This is a genomic window from Pseudomonas endophytica (genome assembly GCF_001411475.1).
Classification (GTDB): Bacteria; Pseudomonadota; Gammaproteobacteria; order Pseudomonadales; family Pseudomonadaceae; genus Aquipseudomonas; species Aquipseudomonas endophytica.
In genome coordinates, this window is sequence record NZ_LLWH01000113.1 from 17,909 (window position 1) to 35,771 (window position 17,863).

17 protein-coding genes are annotated in these 17,863 nt (G+C 56.4%); 12 read left to right on the top strand and 5 right to left on the bottom strand.

From position 1 onward, the window contains the following. Window positions 1–206: 206 nt before the first annotated feature. The 4 genes from AQS70_RS09200 (at window position 207) to AQS70_RS09215 (ending at window position 4,674) form a co-directional block, all read left to right on the top strand. Window positions 207–1,202 carry an ArsR/SmtB family transcription factor gene (locus tag AQS70_RS09200; RefSeq protein ID WP_055102502.1) on the top strand — a complete coding sequence of 332 codons (996 nt, stop codon included), beginning with the start codon at window positions 207–209 and terminating at the stop codon, window positions 1,200–1,202. A 19-nt stretch (window positions 1,203–1,221) separates the two neighbouring features. Then, window positions 1,222–2,412 (top strand): methionine adenosyltransferase, encoded by a 1,191-nt coding sequence (metK, locus tag AQS70_RS09205; protein WP_055102503.1) that lies wholly within the window; start codon window positions 1,222–1,224, stop codon window positions 2,410–2,412. 138 nt (window positions 2,413–2,550) lie between these two features. Continuing rightward, on the top strand, window positions 2,551–4,188 hold the full coding sequence (gene ligB / locus AQS70_RS09210) for an NAD-dependent DNA ligase LigB (protein ID WP_055102504.1): 1,638 nt from the start codon (window positions 2,551–2,553) through the stop codon (window positions 4,186–4,188). Between the two features lie 90 nt (window positions 4,189–4,278). After that, window positions 4,279–4,674 (top strand): DUF1090 domain-containing protein, encoded by a 396-nt coding sequence (locus tag AQS70_RS09215; protein ID WP_055102505.1) that lies wholly within the window; start codon window positions 4,279–4,281, stop codon window positions 4,672–4,674. An 89-nt stretch (window positions 4,675–4,763) separates the two neighbouring features. On the opposite strand, the gene AQS70_RS09220 is transcribed toward AQS70_RS09215, so the two are convergent. Further along, entirely contained in the window at window positions 4,764–5,213 is a 450-nt protein-coding gene (locus AQS70_RS09220) for a c-type cytochrome (RefSeq protein WP_055102506.1), read from the bottom strand. 128 nt (window positions 5,214–5,341) lie between these two features. On the opposite strand from AQS70_RS09220, the gene mltA reads away from it, so the two are divergent. Further along, window positions 5,342–6,484, top strand: coding sequence for a murein transglycosylase A (mltA, locus tag AQS70_RS09225; RefSeq protein ID WP_055102507.1), 1,143 nt, complete (start codon window positions 5,342–5,344; stop codon window positions 6,482–6,484). A 221-nt stretch (window positions 6,485–6,705) separates the two neighbouring features. After that, window positions 6,706–7,407, top strand: a complete 702-nt coding sequence (gene queC, locus AQS70_RS09230; protein WP_055102508.1) for a 7-cyano-7-deazaguanine synthase QueC — start codon at window positions 6,706–6,708, stop codon at window positions 7,405–7,407. Window positions 7,408–7,479: 72 nt separating this feature from the next. Here queC and AQS70_RS09235 read toward each other — a convergent pair whose 3' ends face one another. Continuing rightward, window positions 7,480–7,866: an MAPEG family protein gene (locus AQS70_RS09235; protein ID WP_055102509.1), complete on the bottom strand. Its 387-nt coding sequence runs from the start codon at window positions 7,864–7,866 to the stop codon at window positions 7,480–7,482. Window positions 7,867–8,095: 229 nt separating this feature from the next. Here AQS70_RS09235 and AQS70_RS09240 point away from each other — a divergent pair, with 229 nt between their 5' ends. From AQS70_RS09240 to AQS70_RS09250, 3 genes are all read left to right on the top strand, one after another. Next, complete coding sequence (locus AQS70_RS09240) at window positions 8,096–9,361, top strand: cation:proton antiporter (RefSeq protein WP_055102510.1); 1,266 nt, start codon at window positions 8,096–8,098, stop codon at window positions 9,359–9,361. Between the two features lie 162 nt (window positions 9,362–9,523). Continuing rightward, window positions 9,524–9,895 carry a hypothetical protein gene (locus tag AQS70_RS09245; protein WP_055102511.1) on the top strand — a complete coding sequence of 124 codons (372 nt, stop codon included), beginning with the start codon at window positions 9,524–9,526 and terminating at the stop codon, window positions 9,893–9,895. 1 nt (window position 9,896) lies between these two features. Further along, window positions 9,897–11,888 (top strand): pyrroloquinoline quinone-dependent dehydrogenase, encoded by a 1,992-nt coding sequence (locus tag AQS70_RS09250; RefSeq protein ID WP_055102512.1) that lies wholly within the window; start codon window positions 9,897–9,899, stop codon window positions 11,886–11,888. 26 nt (window positions 11,889–11,914) lie between these two features. Here AQS70_RS09250 and AQS70_RS09255 read toward each other — a convergent pair whose 3' ends face one another. After that, window positions 11,915–12,838 (bottom strand): LysR family transcriptional regulator, encoded by a 924-nt coding sequence (locus tag AQS70_RS09255; RefSeq protein WP_055102513.1) that lies wholly within the window; start codon window positions 12,836–12,838, stop codon window positions 11,915–11,917. A gap of 108 nt (window positions 12,839–12,946) precedes the next feature. On the opposite strand from AQS70_RS09255, the gene AQS70_RS09260 reads away from it, so the two are divergent. From AQS70_RS09260 to AQS70_RS09270, 3 genes are read left to right on the top strand one after another with little or no spacing between them, the layout of a single operon-like run. Continuing rightward, window positions 12,947–14,188, top strand: coding sequence for a D-amino acid dehydrogenase (locus AQS70_RS09260; protein WP_055102514.1), 1,242 nt, complete (start codon window positions 12,947–12,949; stop codon window positions 14,186–14,188). Window positions 14,189–14,218: 30 nt separating this feature from the next. Continuing rightward, complete coding sequence (locus tag AQS70_RS09265) at window positions 14,219–14,569, top strand: RidA family protein (protein WP_055102515.1); 351 nt, start codon at window positions 14,219–14,221, stop codon at window positions 14,567–14,569. Between the two features lie 25 nt (window positions 14,570–14,594). Then, complete coding sequence (locus AQS70_RS09270) at window positions 14,595–15,497, top strand: transporter substrate-binding domain-containing protein (protein ID WP_055102516.1); 903 nt, start codon at window positions 14,595–14,597, stop codon at window positions 15,495–15,497. A 77-nt stretch (window positions 15,498–15,574) separates the two neighbouring features. On the opposite strand, the gene AQS70_RS09275 is transcribed toward AQS70_RS09270, so the two are convergent. Together AQS70_RS09275 and AQS70_RS09280 are read right to left on the bottom strand one after the other, a co-directional pair. Next, window positions 15,575–16,294 carry a 16S rRNA (uracil(1498)-N(3))-methyltransferase gene (locus AQS70_RS09275; RefSeq protein ID WP_055102517.1) on the bottom strand — a complete coding sequence of 240 codons (720 nt, stop codon included), beginning with the start codon at window positions 16,292–16,294 and terminating at the stop codon, window positions 15,575–15,577. A gap of 61 nt (window positions 16,295–16,355) precedes the next feature. Beyond that, the gene (locus AQS70_RS09280) at window positions 16,356–17,762 is read right to left on the bottom strand and encodes an adenosylmethionine--8-amino-7-oxononanoate transaminase (RefSeq protein WP_055102518.1); all 1,407 of its coding nucleotides are present in this window, start codon (window positions 17,760–17,762) and stop codon (window positions 16,356–16,358) included. Between the last annotated feature and the right edge of the window lie 101 nt (window positions 17,763–17,863).

Here is a 17,863-nt window from a genome sequence, read left to right on the forward strand (position 1 = left end):
TCCCTCACCCACCGCCCTCGGGGCAATGACAGATAGTCGCTTGAAACGTTTTTCCTGCGCTTAACCGTTCAACCTGTTGAAGATCGGACATTTCATTTCGTTATTACGTGCAAGCCATCCGACCAACGAACCAGTTATCGACCAATATCAAAAAGTTTTGATATTGGTCTTGCGAGGTAGGGTGCGGGTAACTAGACTGCGGCGCTATGAACTTACGCGTGCCTTCAATCCGCCATGACGATTGCGACGAGCTCTCCGCATTGTGCAAGGCTGGGGGCGACCCGCTGCGGCTCAATGTGCTGCGTGCGCTGGCCAACGATTCATTTGGAGTGCTGGAACTGACGCAAATCTTTGCCACGGGCCAATCCGGCATGAGCCACCACCTCAAGGTGTTGTCTCAAGCGCAACTGGTGGCCACGCGTCGTGAAGGCAATGCCATTTTTTATCGTCGTGCCCTGCCCCACACCGCGCTGCTAGGCGGCAAATTGCATGCGGCGTTGCTAGAAGAGGTCGACAATCTGACCTTGCCTGCCGATGTGCAAGCACGCATCAGCGCCGTACATGGACAACGAGCAGCGGCCAGCCAAGACTTTTTCTCACGTATCGCTGAGAAATTTCGAGCTCAACAGGATTTGATCGCAGGCTTGCCACAGTATCGGGATAGCGTCTTGGCGTTGCTCGACAAACAGAGCTTTAGCTCAGCCGCCACGGCCCTTGAGGTCGGCCCCGGTGATGGCAGTTTTTTGCCAGACTTGGCTCGCCGCTTCCAGCAAGTCACGGCGCTGGATAACAGCTCGGTGATGCTTGAGCTGGCCCGCCAGCTATGTGAACGCGAGTCATTGAATAACGTCAGCCTGCTATTAGCCGACGCGCTGCACGATACGTCTATCCAAGCCGATTGCGTGGTCATGAACATGGTTTTGCACCATTTCGCGGCACCGGCTGAAGCACTAAAGCAACTGGCCACCTTGCTAAAACCTGGCGGTAGCCTGCTGGTAACAGAGTTGTGTAGCCATAATCAGGTGTGGGCCCGTGAGGCTTGCGGCGATTTGTGGTTAGGTTTTGAACAAGATGATCTGGCCCATTGGGCCACCGCTGCGGGACTCGTTCCCGGGGAAAGCCTCTATGTAGGCTTACGTAATGGTTTCCAGATTCAGGTCCGCCACTTTCAGCGGCCAGCTGGCGACACTCACCATCGGTAAATATTAGGAAACCGTCGAGATGAGCGAATACTCCCTTTTCACCTCCGAGTCCGTGTCTGAAGGGCATCCGGACAAAATCGCCGACCAGATTTCTGATGCGGTGCTGGACGCCATCATTGCTGAAGACAAGCACGCCCGTGTGGCCTGCGAAACTCTGGTGAAAACCGGCGTAGCAATCATCGCAGGCGAAGTGACCACTTCGGCTTGGGTTGATCTGGAACAGATCGTTCGCGACGTCATCACCGATATTGGTTACACCAGTTCCGACGTCGGTTTCGACGGCGCGACCTGCGGCGTCATGAACATCATCGGCAAGCAATCCCCAGACATCAACCAAGGTGTTGACCGTGCCAAGCCTGAAGATCAAGGCGCCGGTGACCAAGGCCTGATGTTCGGCTATGCCAGCAACGAAACTGACGTGCTGATGCCGGCACCGATCACGTTCTCGCACCAACTGGTTCAGCGCCAAGCTGAAGCCCGCAAATCTGGCTTGCTGCCTTGGTTGCGCCCGGACGCTAAGTCTCAAGTGACGTGCCGTTACGAAAACGGCAAGGTCGTGGCCGTCGACGCCATCGTGTTGTCGACTCAGCACAACCCAGAAGTGTCGTACAGCGATCTGCGCGAAGGCGTGATGGAACTGATCGTCAAGCACGTGCTGCCTGCCGAACTGCTGCACAAAGACACTCAGTTCCACATCAACCCGACTGGCCAATTCATCATCGGTGGCCCAGTGGGCGACTGCGGCCTGACCGGTCGTAAGATCATCGTTGACACCTACGGCGGCATGGCCCGTCACGGCGGTGGCGCATTCTCGGGTAAAGATCCATCCAAGGTTGACCGTTCGGCGGCCTACGCCGGTCGTTATGTAGCCAAAAACATCGTGGCTGCTGGCTTGGCTGAGCGTTGCGAGATCCAGGTTTCCTACGCTATCGGCGTCGCTCAACCGACTTCGATCTCGTTGAACACCTTCGGCACTGGCAAGATCGCCGACGACAAAATCATCAAGCTGGTGCGTGAAGTGTTCGACCTGCGTCCTTACGCGATCACCACCATGCTCGACCTGCTGCACCCGATGTACCAAGAAACCGCAGCTTATGGTCACTTTGGCCGTACCCCGCAAACCAAAACGGTTGGTGACGATACTTTCACCACGTTCACGTGGGAGCGTACCGACCGCGCTGAAGAGCTGCGCACTGCCGCTGGCTTGTAAGTCAGACTGCTGCACCCAAGCCCCGGACAGGCGACTGTTCGGGGCTTTTGTGCCCGACACACGCGGCAATCCTCTACCCGCGCGCGCTAAAAATCCTCCACTAGCCTTAAGCATTCACTCCGAGCAAGGACGCTCAAGATGCTGGCCATACTCCGTGTTTTCAGTGGGCTTGTGCTCGCTGTCCTCAGCTTCAACTCATTCGCCAACACCTGCGACGAGACTCAAGCTCTGCGCCAGCAGCTCGAGGTCTGGGATGACAGTTACCACCGACTGGGGGTTTCGTTGGTCAGCGACTCGGTTTACGACCAACTACGCAGCCGCCTTGAACACTGTCTTGGTGCGCACAACCCACTACAGACTGCCAGTGGCCCGCTCTCGCACCCCGTGGCGCAAACAGGTTTGGCCAAACTGGCTGATGAACCCGCCGTTCAAGACTGGCTCAAAGGGCGCCAAGACCTGTGGATTCAACCCAAGGTGGATGGCGTGGCCGTCACATTGATCTACCGCCAAGGGCAACTCCAGCACGTCATCAGTCGGGGCGACGGACTAAAGGGCCAGAACTGGATAGGCTCTGCCCGAGCGATCAGCGCCATCCCTCAACGTTTGCCGCAGCCTGTGGATATGTTGCTGCAAGGCGAACTTTACTGGCGCTTGCCCGACCATATCCAAGCCAAGGCGGGCAGCGTCAATGCTCGCAGCATCGTTGCCGGGCTGATGGCGCGGCATGAACTGAGCCCGGCACAAGGTCAACGTATTGGGCTGTTTGTGTGGGACTGGCCCCAAGGCCCGCGTGTTCAAAGCGAACGGTTTGCTCAGTTGGCGGAGCTGGGGTTTACCGACAGCCGAACCTACAGCCAGCCCATCGAACACCTCGAGCACGCGCGACATTGGCGCGAGTATTGGTTTAATAGCCCGCTGCCTTTCGCCAGCGATGGTGTGGTGTTGCGCCAAGGCCCGCGCCCTGCGGCCGAACGTTGGCAAGCCAAGCCACCTGACTGGGCCGCGGCATGGAAATACCCGCAGGCTCAGGCACTAACCGAGGTGCGTGCAGTTACCTTCAATGTGGGTCGTACAGGGCGTATCACGCCCATGCTGGAACTGACTCCGGTGCGCCTCGATGACCGCACAATAAAACGCATCAGCGTGGGTTCGCTACAGCGCTGGCGACAACTGGATATTCGAACCGGTGATCAAGTCGTCATCAGCTTGGCAGGCATGACCATTCCTCAACTGGACAGCGTGGCCGTGCGGGCCAGCGAGCGCATTGAAGTCAAAACACCCAACCCCACGGACTTCCATGAGCTGAGTTGCTGGCAGGCAACACCGGGATGCGAAGGTCAGTTTTTAGCGCGGCTTAGTTGGCTGAGCGGTAAAAAGGGCTTGGCGATGCCATCTGTCGGGCCGGGCACGTGGAAAACCTTGGTTACAGCGGGCCGCGTTAACAACCTGTTGGATTGGCTGACCCTTGATAGCGCACAGCTTGCTAACATTAGCGGCTTCGGCAAACGTAGCAGCGAACGCTTGCTCACAAGTGTGCACGCGGCACGGCAACAACCGTTTGAACGTTGGGTCAGAGCCCTTGGCTTGCCACCCAGCGCGGATGCGCCGCTGGGGCAGTCATGGCAAGCATTGGTTGCTCGTGACGAAAGGGCTTGGCAGGCTTACCCAGGAATTGGGCCGCAGCGTGCAACGCAACTGGTTAAGTTTTTGCGCGAGCCCAACGTCCAAGCGTTAAGCAAACAGTTACGTGCTGCGGGGGTTGCCGGTTTTGATTAGAAACCGCGCCGTCGCTTCACCCGAGGCGTATGCTGCGTCTCAGCTTTTTGAATTGTGTGTATTGTCATTATTTTTGTCACGGAGCTTTTTATGAAACGTTTTTCACCGCTCGCCCTGTTTACTGTTTGCGGCCTGCTGGCTGCTCCATTGATGGCTGCTGATCAAACCCCAGAACTCACTGGTTGTGCGGCTAAAAAGCACGCCATCAGCGTGCAACTCGAACAAGCACGTGCCCACAACAACAGCAACCAAGTGGCGGGTTTGGAAAAAGCCCTGAGCGAAGTTACCGCGAACTGCACCGATGCGGGCCTGAAGAAAGAGCGCGAAAACAAAGTGCTGGAAGCCAAGCACGACGTCAGCAAGCGCCAGGCAGACTTGGACAAAGCCATGAAAAAAGGCGATCCAGAAAAAATCGACAAGCGCAAAACCAAGCTTGCTGAGTCGCGCAAAGAGCTACAAGAAGCGCTGGAACAGTTGGATAAGTGAGCCATTGAACGCCCTGTAGGAGCTAGCTTGCTCGCGATCTTTTGATCGTTAAAAGCAAAAGATCGCAGCCTGCGGCAGCTCCTACGGGTTCAGTGATTTCTGAAGACTTTGTGACACGCGCTGCACGTGTCTTGGACTTTCTGCACCGCTGGCGTCAGGTGGCTGGCCTTATAAGGTTGTAATTGACTGGCAATCACCAACTCTCCCGTCGCAGCTTCCAATTCACGCGCCAACGCCTGAAAACGCGCTTGCTTGTGCCAAACGGCATCTGTCGCGCTGGATTGATCTGAATCTTTAGCCTGCGCAAAATGCGTCCACGGTTGGTAAGCCAATGCATCCAACTGCACGGCCGCCTCAGCGAAGCGCGGGCCATTGAACGCAACCCGCCCCTTTAACATACCGCTCAGTTCCTCACTGGTACTGAGCATTTGTTTAAAGATCGCTTTGCGCTGACCCAGCGGTGAATCGGGATCAATGCCGCCGCACGCCGACAGCACCAAGCAAGCCAGCAACACAATGGAACAATATTTAAAAGTCATGGTGGCTTCACGTCACAAAAAACGGTTGCCAGCATCCTCGGGTCACTTGCAAAGACCAATACCCCTATTAAATATACGGTTGCCTCGACGGCTATCTGACCTCGGCAACCCTTGAAGGAACATCGCAGATGAAATCACTTTTCAAGCCTCTGGCTTGGGCGCTGCCGATTGTCATGTTGCTGGCGGGCTGCAATGGCACCGACAAAGACACCGACAAACCTACCCCTCACACCACGTACAGCAAAGCCGACTGGAGTGCGCTCCCCGAAGTGACCGGTGTCGATCTGCAAAACGGTTTTGCCTCATGGCGCAGTGCGTGTACCCGGCTCAAAGCCGACCCCAACTGGGGGAGCCTGTGCAGCGCTGCCGCCAGTTTGCCCGCCAACCCGAGCGTGGCCGAGGTCAGCAGCTTTCTGCAAACTCACTTGGATGTGTACAGCTTGCGCTCGGCCGAAGGCAGCAGTGACGGCTTGATCACCGGGTACTACGAGCCGGTTTACCCCGGCAGCCTAAAACAGACCGCCAATGCCAATGTGCCGATTTACGGTATTCCGTCTGACTTGATCGTAGTGAACCTAGACAGCATTTACCCTGAACTCAAAGGTAAACGCCTGCGCGGTCGTCTTGAAGGGCGAGTACTCAAGCCCTATGACACCGCCGAAACCATCTACAGCAAAGGGCTGAACGCTCCGGTGCTGGCATGGCTGACCGATCCGATGGACCTGCAATTTTTGCAAATTCAGGGTTCGGGCCGAGTACAGCTAGAAAATGGCCGCCAACTGCGCATCGGATACGCTGACCAAAATGGGCATCCCTACAAGCCTATTGGCCGTTGGCTGGTCGAACAGGGCGAACTAAAAAAAGAAGACGTCACCATGGGCACTATTCACGCATGGGCAATGGCTCACCCTGAGCGCGTGCATGAGTTGCTGGCAAGCAACCCCAGCTATGTATTTTTCACCCAAAACCCTGACAGCAACGAAGGCCCACGCGGCTCTCTCAACGTGCCGCTGACACCCGGATACAGCGTGGCGGTGGATCGTTCAGTGATCCCACTGGGCAGCCTGCTGTGGTTGTCGACCACACAAGCAGATGGCCAGCCGATTATTCGCCCGGTCGCCGCCCAAGACACGGGCGGCGCAATTGCGGGTGAAGTGCGCGCTGACTTCTTCGTCGGCACCGGCCCTCAAGCCGGGCAAATAGCGGGCGACATGAAACAGAAAGGCAACATCTGGCTGTTATGGCCTAAAGGTGCCGAACTGCCGCAGTAACGACTGACCACGCGTAGGAGCTGCCGCAGGCTGCGATCGTTTAAAGATCAAAAGATCGCAGCCTGCGGCAGCTCCTACACAGTGATCGGTAGGGCAAATCCTCTTCTGAGCTTGGAAAGTACCTAGACATTCCTGCCTGCTTGTTCCTGCCCGTATCGCGGAATAGTCTCAGGCGTCGCTGTCTAGCGTCATTCCTGCGCAGCACTTATCGAGTGAAAAACATGACTAACAAAGCGGTTATCGTCTTCAGTGGCGGGCAAGACTCGACCACCTGTTTATTACAGGCACTGCCTCTGTATGACGAAGTTCACTGCGTCACTTTTGACTATGGCCAACGTCACCGAGCGGAGATAGACGTTGCTTCAGCGCTTTCAAAAAAACTGGGTGCCACAAAACACACTGTCTTGGATGCCTCACTACTGAACCAACTCACTGTTAGCAGCCTGACCCGTGATGACATGCCAGTGCCTGACGCGTCGGCGCCTGTAAACGGTTTACCGAGTACATTCGTGCCGGGGCGCAATATCGTGTTTCTGACACTGGCGTCTATTTATGCTTACCAAGTGCAAGCTAAAACCGTAATCACCGGCGTGTGTGAAACTGATTTTTCGGGCTACCCGGACTGTCGGGATGAGTTTGTAAAATCACTGAACCAAGCCATCGCATTAGGCATGGCCTACGACGTACACATTAAAACGCCGCTGATGTGGTTAAACAAAGCTGAAGTATGGGCATTGGCTGACACCCATCACCAACTTGAGCTGGTTCGTGACCAGACACTGACCTGCTACAACGGCCTCATAGGCGCCGGCTGCGGCCACTGCGCAGCCTGCAGCCTACGTTCAAAAGGCTTAGAGGACTACTTGAACGACAAAGCTGGCGTTCGCCAAAGCCTACGGGCTAAGCAGCAACAAAACGCCTAACTTCTTGACTGGCAAACACCTTAGCTCTGTTACAGGGGCGCGCTGCCTCGCCCCTGTCGATCGTGCGCTGATTCACATCGACACAAAAAAGAAGCTAGCGATCAGTCCCATGCCAATCACCCAGACAATCGAACGCAACATCGCCCAATCGGCGAGGTAGCAGATGATGTACAGCAGGCGACTGGTGATAAATAACACCGCGAGTACGTCGAGGGTCACGGGCTGGGCGTTGCCGACGATGTCGGCAATGATCACCGCCGCCGCAAAGGCCGGGGTCACTTCAAAGCTGTTGAGTTGAGCGTTGTCGGCGCGCTTGGCGACCCCGTCAACGGTGCTTAGAAACCCTCGCGGATCGTGATTCTGACGAGGCCCGAATTTGCCTTGGCTGAACTTGGCAACACCGGTGCACACATACGGCAAAAACAGAGCAATCAGTACACACCAGAAGGCAACCGTCATTGGAGTTTTCCTTTTTAGAGTGGGGTCACGCGCATGCTAATCAGCGCCGGTCTACAGAGCCTAAGAGCCTCGGGGCGGCAAAAGGTTCTTCGCAGTGACTCGACGGTTAAAACCCCTTCCTCTAAAAACACATACCTACCCAAGATGTGTCCCTGACAAGTATGGTTACATCAAACTAAAAGCCCGCACCGTCGGGTTTCCATTCACTCACGCCACCACAGGATCCCGGATGCTTGAGCTTGTTGCTGCGTTTATCTGTCTGACTTCACTCCTCACTTACGTGAACTACCGTTTTATCGGCCTGCCGCCAACGATTGGCGTCATGGTCACCGCGTTGATGTTTTCTCTACTGTTGCAAGGTTTGAGCTTCATCGGCTTTCCAGGGCTCGAAGACCGTGTGCAAGAGCTGATCGGCCAGATCGACTTCGGCGATCTGCTCATGAACTGGATGCTCTCGTTCCTGCTGTTTGCGGGCGCCTTGCACGTCAATATCAATGATGTGCGCAGCTATCGCTGGCCGATTGGTCTGTTGGCGACTTTCGGCGTGCTGATCGCAACCACGGTGATCGGCAGCCTCGCGTACTGGATTTTTGAACTGTTCGGCTGGCATGTCAGCTTCATGTATTGCTTGCTGTTTGGCGCATTGATTTCACCCACCGACCCGATTGCCGTGCTCGGTGTACTGCGTACAGCCAACGCCTCTAAGCCACTGAAAACCACGATTGTTGGCGAGTCGCTGTTCAATGATGGCACCGCGGTTGTGGTGTTCACCGTGTTGCTGGGCATCGTGCAATTGGGCGAAACCCCGAGCCTTGGCGCCACCGCGATGCTATTCGCTCACGAGGCCATTGGCGGCGTGGTGTTTGGCGGCCTGATTGGGTACTTGGTGTACCTGATGATCAAAAGTATTGAGCAGTATCAAATCGAAGTCATGCTCACGCTGGCGCTGGTCATCGGTGGCTCGGCCATGGCCAGTGAGCTGCACGTGTCTGCGCCGATTGCGATGGTGGTGGCCGGTTTGATCATTGGTAATTTGGGCCGCAACAAGGCCATGAACGACATGACCCGTCGCTACATGGACGGTTTCTGGGAGTTGCTGGATGACATGCTCAACGCGCTGCTCTTCGCGTTGATCGGTATGGAACTGTTGCTGCTGCCGTTCTCTTGGCTGCACTTGATGGCTGCTGGCCTGTTGGCCGTGGCGATTTTGCTGTCTCGCCTACTCACTGTGGCCCCAGCCATTGTGCTGCTGCGTCGCTGGCGTACGGTGCCACGTGGCACCATCCGCATTCTGACGTGGGGCGGCCTGCGGGGCGGCGTTTCAGTCGCGTTGGCCTTGGCGTTGCCATTGGGCCCAGAGCGTGACCTGATCTTGAGTATCACCTACATCGTGGTGCTGTCTTCGATCCTGCTCCAGGGCTTGACCATCGGCAAGTTGGTCAGCCACGTCACAAAAGATACGCCTGCACCCGCTGAGTCCGAACACACGCATTAATCCTCTTTCCCCCCGCAAGTACTGGCCAAGGCTGCGATTTTCAAGTCAAAAAATCGCAGCCTTGACCTCCAAAAAGTCATTTCGCTCTCTTGCATGCGTTTCTTGTAAGCTTGGCTACACTGGTTTCAAAATGTAAAAAGCACGTCACAAAAGGAGAGAGTGATGAGTACGTCTGCTGCCTTTACCCCCCCACGGCGCCATACCGGCGCTTATATCGTGATCATCACTGCGCTGGTCGCTTTATGCATCACTGCGTATAGATTTTTCACCCCGTTATCCGGGATTACAGACTCAGGTGGCGCAATGGTCGCCATGTTGGCCGAGTTTGTACTGTTTATTTTGGGGCTTTTATTGATCAAGACCGGGGCCGGAGGCGCGAGAGCTTTTTTCCTGTTTCTGGCTTGGGTCGGTGTTATCGGGACGTTTTTTGCCGCGTTGTTGCTACATGGCTGGTGGACAGTCGCTGTGCTAATTGTGTGCGCTTTAGGTGTCCTCATTGAAACGTTTGGCAGCCAGCCGACAAGGAGAGCGTGAGATGAGCGCAATGAAAAAAACTCTATTGGCAGCACCCGCCCTCTGCATGCTGGCGGGCATTTCTACTGCACATGCAGACACGTCTTACGTAGTTCCACCGCCGCTTCTCGCTGCGCCGACCCTCTCGGCTGAAGAGGCCAAGCTGCCGGTGCCTTCCGGTAAAGAATGGGACACCTTTCACGGCCAGCTCAGTTCGCAGAAGTATTCGCCACTGACTCAAATCAATAAGGACAACGTCGGTCAGTTGACGAAGGTCTGGCAGTATTTCACCGGGGACATGTCTGACGGCGCGGGCAAAACACCCGCAACTGTTTGGTCTGCCACGCCCATTTTTGCCAACGACACGCTCTACGTGGGCACGCCTTTCTACCGGATCATTGCCCTTGACCCCGAGAGTGGTAAAGAGAAGTGGGTATACGACACCAAGTCTGCGCTAGTGGCAGAAACACAGCCTGCGCTGAAGTCACGCGGTGTGTCTTACTGGCAAGAGAAAGACCCGCAAGCGGGTGTGGCCTGCCAAAAGATGGTGTACCTGGGCAACATGACCGCGCAGTTGTATGCAGTCGATGCGGATACCGGTAAGCCATGTGAAAACTTCGGCAAAAACGGCGTTGTGGATGTTAACCAGTGGAACAAGCAGAACAACAAATGGCCGTTGTCGCAGTTGCAGCCGCCAACCGTTATCGGTGACAAGTTGATCGTCGGCTGGGCCGGTAAAGACTGGGAATACGAAGTCGAATCGCCAGGCTCACTGTTTGCCCTGAACGCTCGTACTGGCGAGCTGGAGTGGGAATTCAAGCCTATTCCTGATGAAGAAGCCGGGAAAACCGGGACCGCCAATATCTGGACCGGCATGTCCTATGATCCAGCTCTGGGCCTGCTGTATATCCCTGTGTCCTCTCCGTCACCTAACTACTGGGGCGGCAACCGGACTAACCCGATCCCACTCGGCACCTCGACCACTGCGTTGGATATCAACACGGGCAAAGTCGTTTGGTCACGTCAGTGGGTTCACCACGATCTGTGGGACTACGACATCAACTCTGCACCGACCCTGATGGACATCACGGTTAACGGCAAACCTGTCGCGGCGCTGGTTCAAGCGACCAAAATGGGCTTCCTGTTCACGGTTGACCGTCGTACCGGTGAAGACGTGTGGCCGATTGAAGAGCGCCCGGTGCCTAAAGGCATCATTGAAGGCGAAGTCTATTCACCGACTCAACCGTTCCCCACCAAGCCTGCTCCGTTACTGGATCAGTCGAAAAAACCTGCCATCTGGAAAATCGCTGACATCGTCGGCTTTGGCCAGTGCAGCAAAATGTGGGACGGCCTGGAATACGACGGCATGTACTCGCCACCGACCACCAAAGGTAACGGCGTGCTGGCGTATCCAGACAGCGCCGGTGGTGTGCAATGGGGCGGTGTAGCGTTTGACCCGGTCAGCCAAGTGGCCATCGTCAACACCTCGCACATCGTGCAAATGATCAAGCTGTGGGATCGTGCGTCCTACGATAAACAGCCTAAAGATGCTGGTAACGAAAACGGCTTCTACCCGCAAATCGGCGCGCCTTACGGCATGTCGTTGTTGAACGCGCAGAACTGGGCCGGTATGCCTTGCTGGGCGCCACCGTTCGGGGAATTGGTGGCCATCAACATGCAAACCGGTGACGTGAAATGGCGTCGGCCGATGGGTGCGGTTCAACAGTGGGGCTGGTACATGCCCGAAGACATGGGTTCGCCTACCATTGGTGGCCCAGCGGTAACAGCCGGTGGCGTGGTGTTCATTGGTGCCTCGATGGACGCCAAGGTTCGCGCCTACTCACTGGATGACGGTAAAGAGCTGTGGTCTGACATCGTCATGGCCCCTGCTGTCGCCAACCCTGCGGTGTATGAGTACAAAGGCAAGCAATATGTCGCCTTTGTCGCAGGCGGCAACTCGATCATGAAAGATCAAGTGGGTGACCAAGTGGTGGTGTACGCACTGCCGAAGTAAGCACGCAACCCTGTAGTCGCCTGCGGCTACAGGGTTTCTTGGCCTTTCTCTATTCGCTGTAATTGTTCATTGGCACGCTCGGCGAACAGTTCCAGCAACCCTTCCAATACATGCACCGGCGCCTCGTCGGCTCGGGTCAGCGCGTAGAGCGTGATCGGCAACGCCGGACTCAGCGGACGAATGATCGTACTGGCCCGTGAGGCGCCCAATGCGGTAAACGGGTCAATCACGGCCAACCCCGCCCCAGACTCCACCATCGCCCGCGCCAATGAATAGGTTTGCACCGCAATGCTGATGCGAGGCGGCGGTTCAATGGCTTTGAGGTAGCTGTCCAGCCGCGAAAACAACGGATCGGCGCTGCTCAGACCAATCAACGGTGCATCCGCCAATTCAGGCAACTCCAGCGGCACGCCTTCGCGGTCGTGTGCCCAGTAACCTCGTGGCGCCAGCGCGACCAGTACGCCGTGAGCCAACGCCTGCGCTTTAAGCCCTGGGTGGTCGGGCTGTTTGAAGGTCAACGCCACATCCAGCTCACGCATCAACAGGTTTTGCACCAGCTCACGGCTGTGAGCGCTCGCCAATTCGCATCGCGTGTCGGGATAACGGCGCGTCCACTCGCCAATCACAGGCGGCAATAAAGACAATGCCAGCGCCGGGGTGCTGCCAATCCGTAAACGATGGCCCGGCGTGCGCCGCAAGCTTTCGGCCAGCCGCTGTACACCTTGTACGCTCTCGCTGACTTTTTCGACTTCGCGTTCCAGCAGCAGCGCCTCTGGGGTGGGCTGCAATTTGCCACGCACACGCAAAAATAACGGAAACCCCAGTTGCAGCTCTGCATGCTGCAACACCTTGCTCACCGCAGGTTGCGAGACATGCAGCAATTGAGCAGCAGCGCTGATCGAGCCGGTCTGTCGAATCGCCTGGAAAATTTCGATGTGTCGCAAGCGCATAAGGGCAGTCCATAACCTTTGTTTATGGGTTAGGCATCTTTAATCATTGTTCAAGTGCTGTCACCTGCCCCTAATCTGAAACCCGCACAATTGTAGGAAAGAACTGAGATGGGACAGCGCGTTTGCATCATCGGCGGCGGAGTTATCGGGCTGGCAACAGCGTATGCGCTGGTGCGTGATGGCTTTGAAGTGAGCTTGATCGAAGCCCGGCCGACACTCGCCAGCCAGACCAGCTTTGCCAATGGCGGCCAATTGTCTTACCGCTACGTCGCGCCGCTGGCAGATGCTGGCGTGCCGTGGCAGGCGCTGGGCTGGATGTTGCGTGGCGATTCGCCGCTCAAACTGCGCCCGCGTATGGACCCCGCACAATGGCGCTGGCTGGCGTCATTTATGGCGGCGTGTCGTGGTTCGGTTAACCAGCGCAATGGCGCACATCTATTACGCTTGGCATTGCTGAGCCAAGCCACCTTGCAGCAATGGCGCGAGGAAGATCATCTCGACGGCTTCCAATGGCGTCGGAACGGTAAGTTGGTGACCTTTCGCGAGCAGTCCCACTTCGACAAGGCTCGTCAGAAAGTTATCCACAGTTCATTTCAGCAGGCGCTGTCCGCCAACGAATGTTCAGCGTTAGAGCCTGGCTTACAGGGCTCAGCTTTTGTCGGCGGTATTTACACACCCGATGAAGAAGTGGGTGATTGCCACGCCTTCTGCCAACAGCTTTACGCACGCTTGCAGGCGTCAGGGCGCTGCACCTTTTTGCTGGGTAAAACCGTTACCCACCTTGAGCATGTTCAAGGCGAGATCAAAGCAGTACACATGGTCGATGACGTGCTGCCGGTGGATCAAGTGGTGCTGGCTGCGGGCCATAACAGCCCAGCCTTGAGCGTGCCAGGGCTGAGTCTGCCGTTGTATCCGCTCAAGGGCTACAGCCTCACCCTGCCCCTAGATGACCTGACCAAAGCGCCCAATGTGAGCATCACCGACTACGATCGCAAGATCGTATACGCCAGGATTGGCAGCCAACTGCGGATTGCCGCGATGGTCGACATCGTCGGTTTCGATGCCTCGCTCGACCCAAAACGCCTCGCGCAAATGCGCCAACTGGCGCAGAGCACGTTCCCCGAAGCCGGTGATTACCAGCACGCCATTGAATGGGCGGGTATGCGCCCTGCGACGCCCAGCGGCGTGCCCATTTTGGGCGCCAGTGGTTATCGCAATCTGTGGCTCAACTTGGGGCATGGCGCGCTGGGCTTTACCTTGGCCTGCGGCAGCGGGCGCTTGCTGAGCGAGTTGATTGCACAACGTAAAACCTCCATCGACCTACAAGGTTTGGCGCTGCATGCCGCCTGAAAAATCACCTACACAACAAGGAAATGTCCAATGACGATTCACCGCATTCACAGCAATGACCGTTTAAGCGCCGCTGCGACCTTTGAGGCGCTGGTGTTTCTGTCTGGACAGGTTCCGACCCAAAGTGAAGACATCGCGGCGCAGACCCAAGAGGTCCTGAATAAAATCGACGCCTTGCTGGCCGAAACCGACAGCGATAAAGACCACATCCTTAACGCCACGATTTATCTGCAAAACATTGAGCGCGACTTTGCCCCCATGAACGCGGTGTGGTCAGCCTGGTTGTCCGAAGGCAAAGCGCCTACGCGCACGACGCTGCAAGCCCAACTGGCGCGGCCACAGGTGCTGGTGGAAATCAGCGTCATTGCTGTGCGCCGTTAATCAGCTTGAACCGGAGAATAAGAAGATGAAAAAACTCACGTTGATCAGTTGTACGCTGGGTCTTTTACTCAGCCACTCACTGCACGCCAATGAAGCGCCGTTGCAAGGCACGCTTAAGAAAATCGCTGATTCTGGAAGCATAACCCTGGGTTATCGCGATGCATCTGTACCGTTTTCGTATGTGGGCGACAACAGCGGTAAACCCATGGGCTATTCGGTTGATTTGGCGAACAAAATCGTCGAACGCATCCAACAGCAAACGGGCGGCAAGCCGCTCAAGGTCAAATACAACCTAGTCACCTCGCAAACCCGTATCCCGCTGGTGCAAAACGGCACGGTTGATCTGGAATGCGGTTCGACCGGCGTGACTGCCGAGCGGCAAAAGCAGGTGGCGTTCTCGTATGGATTTATCTACGTCAAAGGCCAACTGTTGACCGCGAAAAATAGCGGTATCAAAGGCTTTGACGATCTGCGCGATAAAAACGTAGTGACCACGGCGGGCACCACCAATGAGCGCTTTCTTAAGAGTTACAACGCTGATCACGCCATGAACATGAACGTGGTCAGTGCCAAAGATCACGGCGAGGCGTTCAAGATGCTCGAAACAGGTCGTGCCGTGGCCTTTTACATGGATGACGCGCTGCTGTACGGCGAACGTGCCAAAGCCCGCGATCCGCATAACTGGGTCGTGGTAGGCCATGAGCAATCCCGTGAAATCTACAGCTGCATGGTGCGCAAAGATGATCCGCAATTGCTCGCCGCGGTAAACCAAGCGCTCGCGGACTTGTATCAGTCGGGCGAAATCAATGGGATCTACCAGCGCTGGTTCGAACAGCCCATTCCACCGAATGGCCTCAACCTGGAATTCCCGATGACCGCCGAACTGAAACAGATCATCGCCAAGCCGGTCAGTGATCCGGTGGAGTAAGGCGCAAGACTCATCGGCTTAGCCGTGGGGCGATGAGCCTATCGCCCCTTGGCTCGCGGCGCGGGTAAAGGGTGGGCTTAGAAATCACCCCACAGCTGTTGGGCAACGGCTAACGCCACGACCGGAGCTGTTTCGGTGCGCAGCACACGGGGGCCGAGGCGTGCAGACTGGAAACCAGCCGCTTGGGCGTGGGCCACTTCGTTGTCAGTCAAACCGCCTTCTGGGCCGATCAAAAATGCCAACCGCGCAGGCTTTGCATGGGCGGTCAACGGCTCAGACACGGGGTGCAGCACCAATTTGAGGTCTGCTTGGGTGGTGTTGATCCACTCGCTGAGCAGCACCGGAGGGTGGATTACCGGCACCCGCGAACGGCCGCATTGCTCACACGCACTGATCGCCACTTGCCGCCAATGCGCCAAGCGTTTGTCGGCACGCTCGTCCTTGAGCCGCACTTCGCACCGCTCACTCATGATCGGCGTGATTTCTGCCACCCCCAATTCAGTGGCTTTTTGAATCGCCCAGTCCATGCGCTCACCCCGGGACAAACCTTGCCCCAAGTGGACAGCCAATGGCGATTCAACTTGCCCAGCGATGGTTTGATCGAGCACAACGCGTACACGTTTTTTGCCAACTTCTAGCAAGCGCCCCAGAAACTCTTGGCCAGAGCCATCGAACACTTGCAGGGCATCGCCCTCGGCCATACGCAGCACGCGGCCAATATAATGCGCCTGAGCTTCAGGCAGTTCATGCTCACCGAGGCTCAGTGGGGCATCAATAAAGAAGCGGGACACTCTCATTTAAATTCTCTGAAATTCCTCCTGTAGGCGCGTCGACCGGCTGCGCCCACAGAAGATTAAATTAACCCGGGTCCCGGAAGTCAGGATGGAAGTTCGCAGGCACGTCCACGCTGATGTCCGTACGAGTGGCAATGTCGATCCCTTCACTGGCCACTTCAGCCAAGAAGTCGATTTGCTCAGGGGTGATCACGTAAGGCGGCAAGAAATACACCACACTGCCTAATGGGCGCAACAACGCACCACGCTCAAGCGCATGTTGGAAGACCTTCAAGCCTCGCCGCTCCTGCCAGGGATAAGCCGTTTTAGTAGCTTTGTCCTGCACCATTTCAATCGCCAACACCATACCGGTCTGACGTACTTCCGAGACATGCGGATGATCGACCAAGTGAGCAGTTGCAGTGGCCATGCGCTGGGCAAGTGCTTTGTTGTTTTCGATGACGTTGTCGTCCTCGAAAATATCTAGCGTCGCCAAGGCCGCCGCACACGCCAGCGGGTTACCGGTGTAGCTGTGGGAATGCAGGAAGGCGCGTAGGGTTGGATAGTCGTCGTAGAACGCGCTGTACACCTCATCGGTGGTCAGACAAGCCGCCAACGGCAAGTAGCCTCCGGTCCACGCCTTGGACAAGCACAAGAAGTCTGGGGTGATACCGGCTTGCTCGCAGGCAAACATGGTTCCGGTGCGACCAAAGCCGACCGCGATTTCGTCGAGAATCAGGTGTACGCCATAACGATCACACGCCGCGCGCAGCAAGGTCAGGTACACCGGATGGTACATGCGCATGCCGCCTGCACCCTGAATCAACGGCTCGACGATCACTGCGGCAATTGTTTCATGGTGTTCGGCCAAGGTCTGTTCCATGGCCAGAAACATCGTGCGCGAGTGCTCTTCCCAGCTCACGCCTTCAGGGCGCAAGTAACAATCAGGGCTCGGCACTTTGATCGTGTCGAGTAGCAAGGCTTTGTAGGTTTCGGTGAACAGCGGCACATCGCCCACAGACATCGCCGCCATGGTTTCGCCGTGGTAGCTGTTGGTCAGGGTCACGAAGCGTTTTTTATCGGGCTGACCGCGATTGAGCCAGTAGTGGAAGCTCATCTTCAGCGCCACTTCGATGCACGACGAACCATTGTCGGCGTAGAAGCAGCGGTTCAAGCCCTCGGGGGTCATTTTTACCAGACGCTCAGACAATTCAATGACTGGCTGGTGACTGAAACCCGCCAAGATCACGTGCTCTAGCTGGTCAACTTGATCCTTGATGCGTTGGTTAATGCGCGGGTTAGCATGGCCAAACACGTTGACCCACCAAGAGCTCACGGCATCCAAGTAACGCTTGCCTTCGAAGTCTTCGAGCCACACGCCTTCGCCGCGCTTGATCGGGATCAGCGGTAACTGTTCGTGATCTTTCATTTGGGTGCAGGGGTGCCATAACACCGCAAGGTCGCGCTGCATCCACTGATTATTCAGGCCCATTTACACTCTCCTGGCGCTGGTTCCCGGCGTCTGCGGGTGAATAAGCCTGCAAGCCTATGCAATGCACAGCCCTGTAACAAGCCATTACGACTATCCGGTCA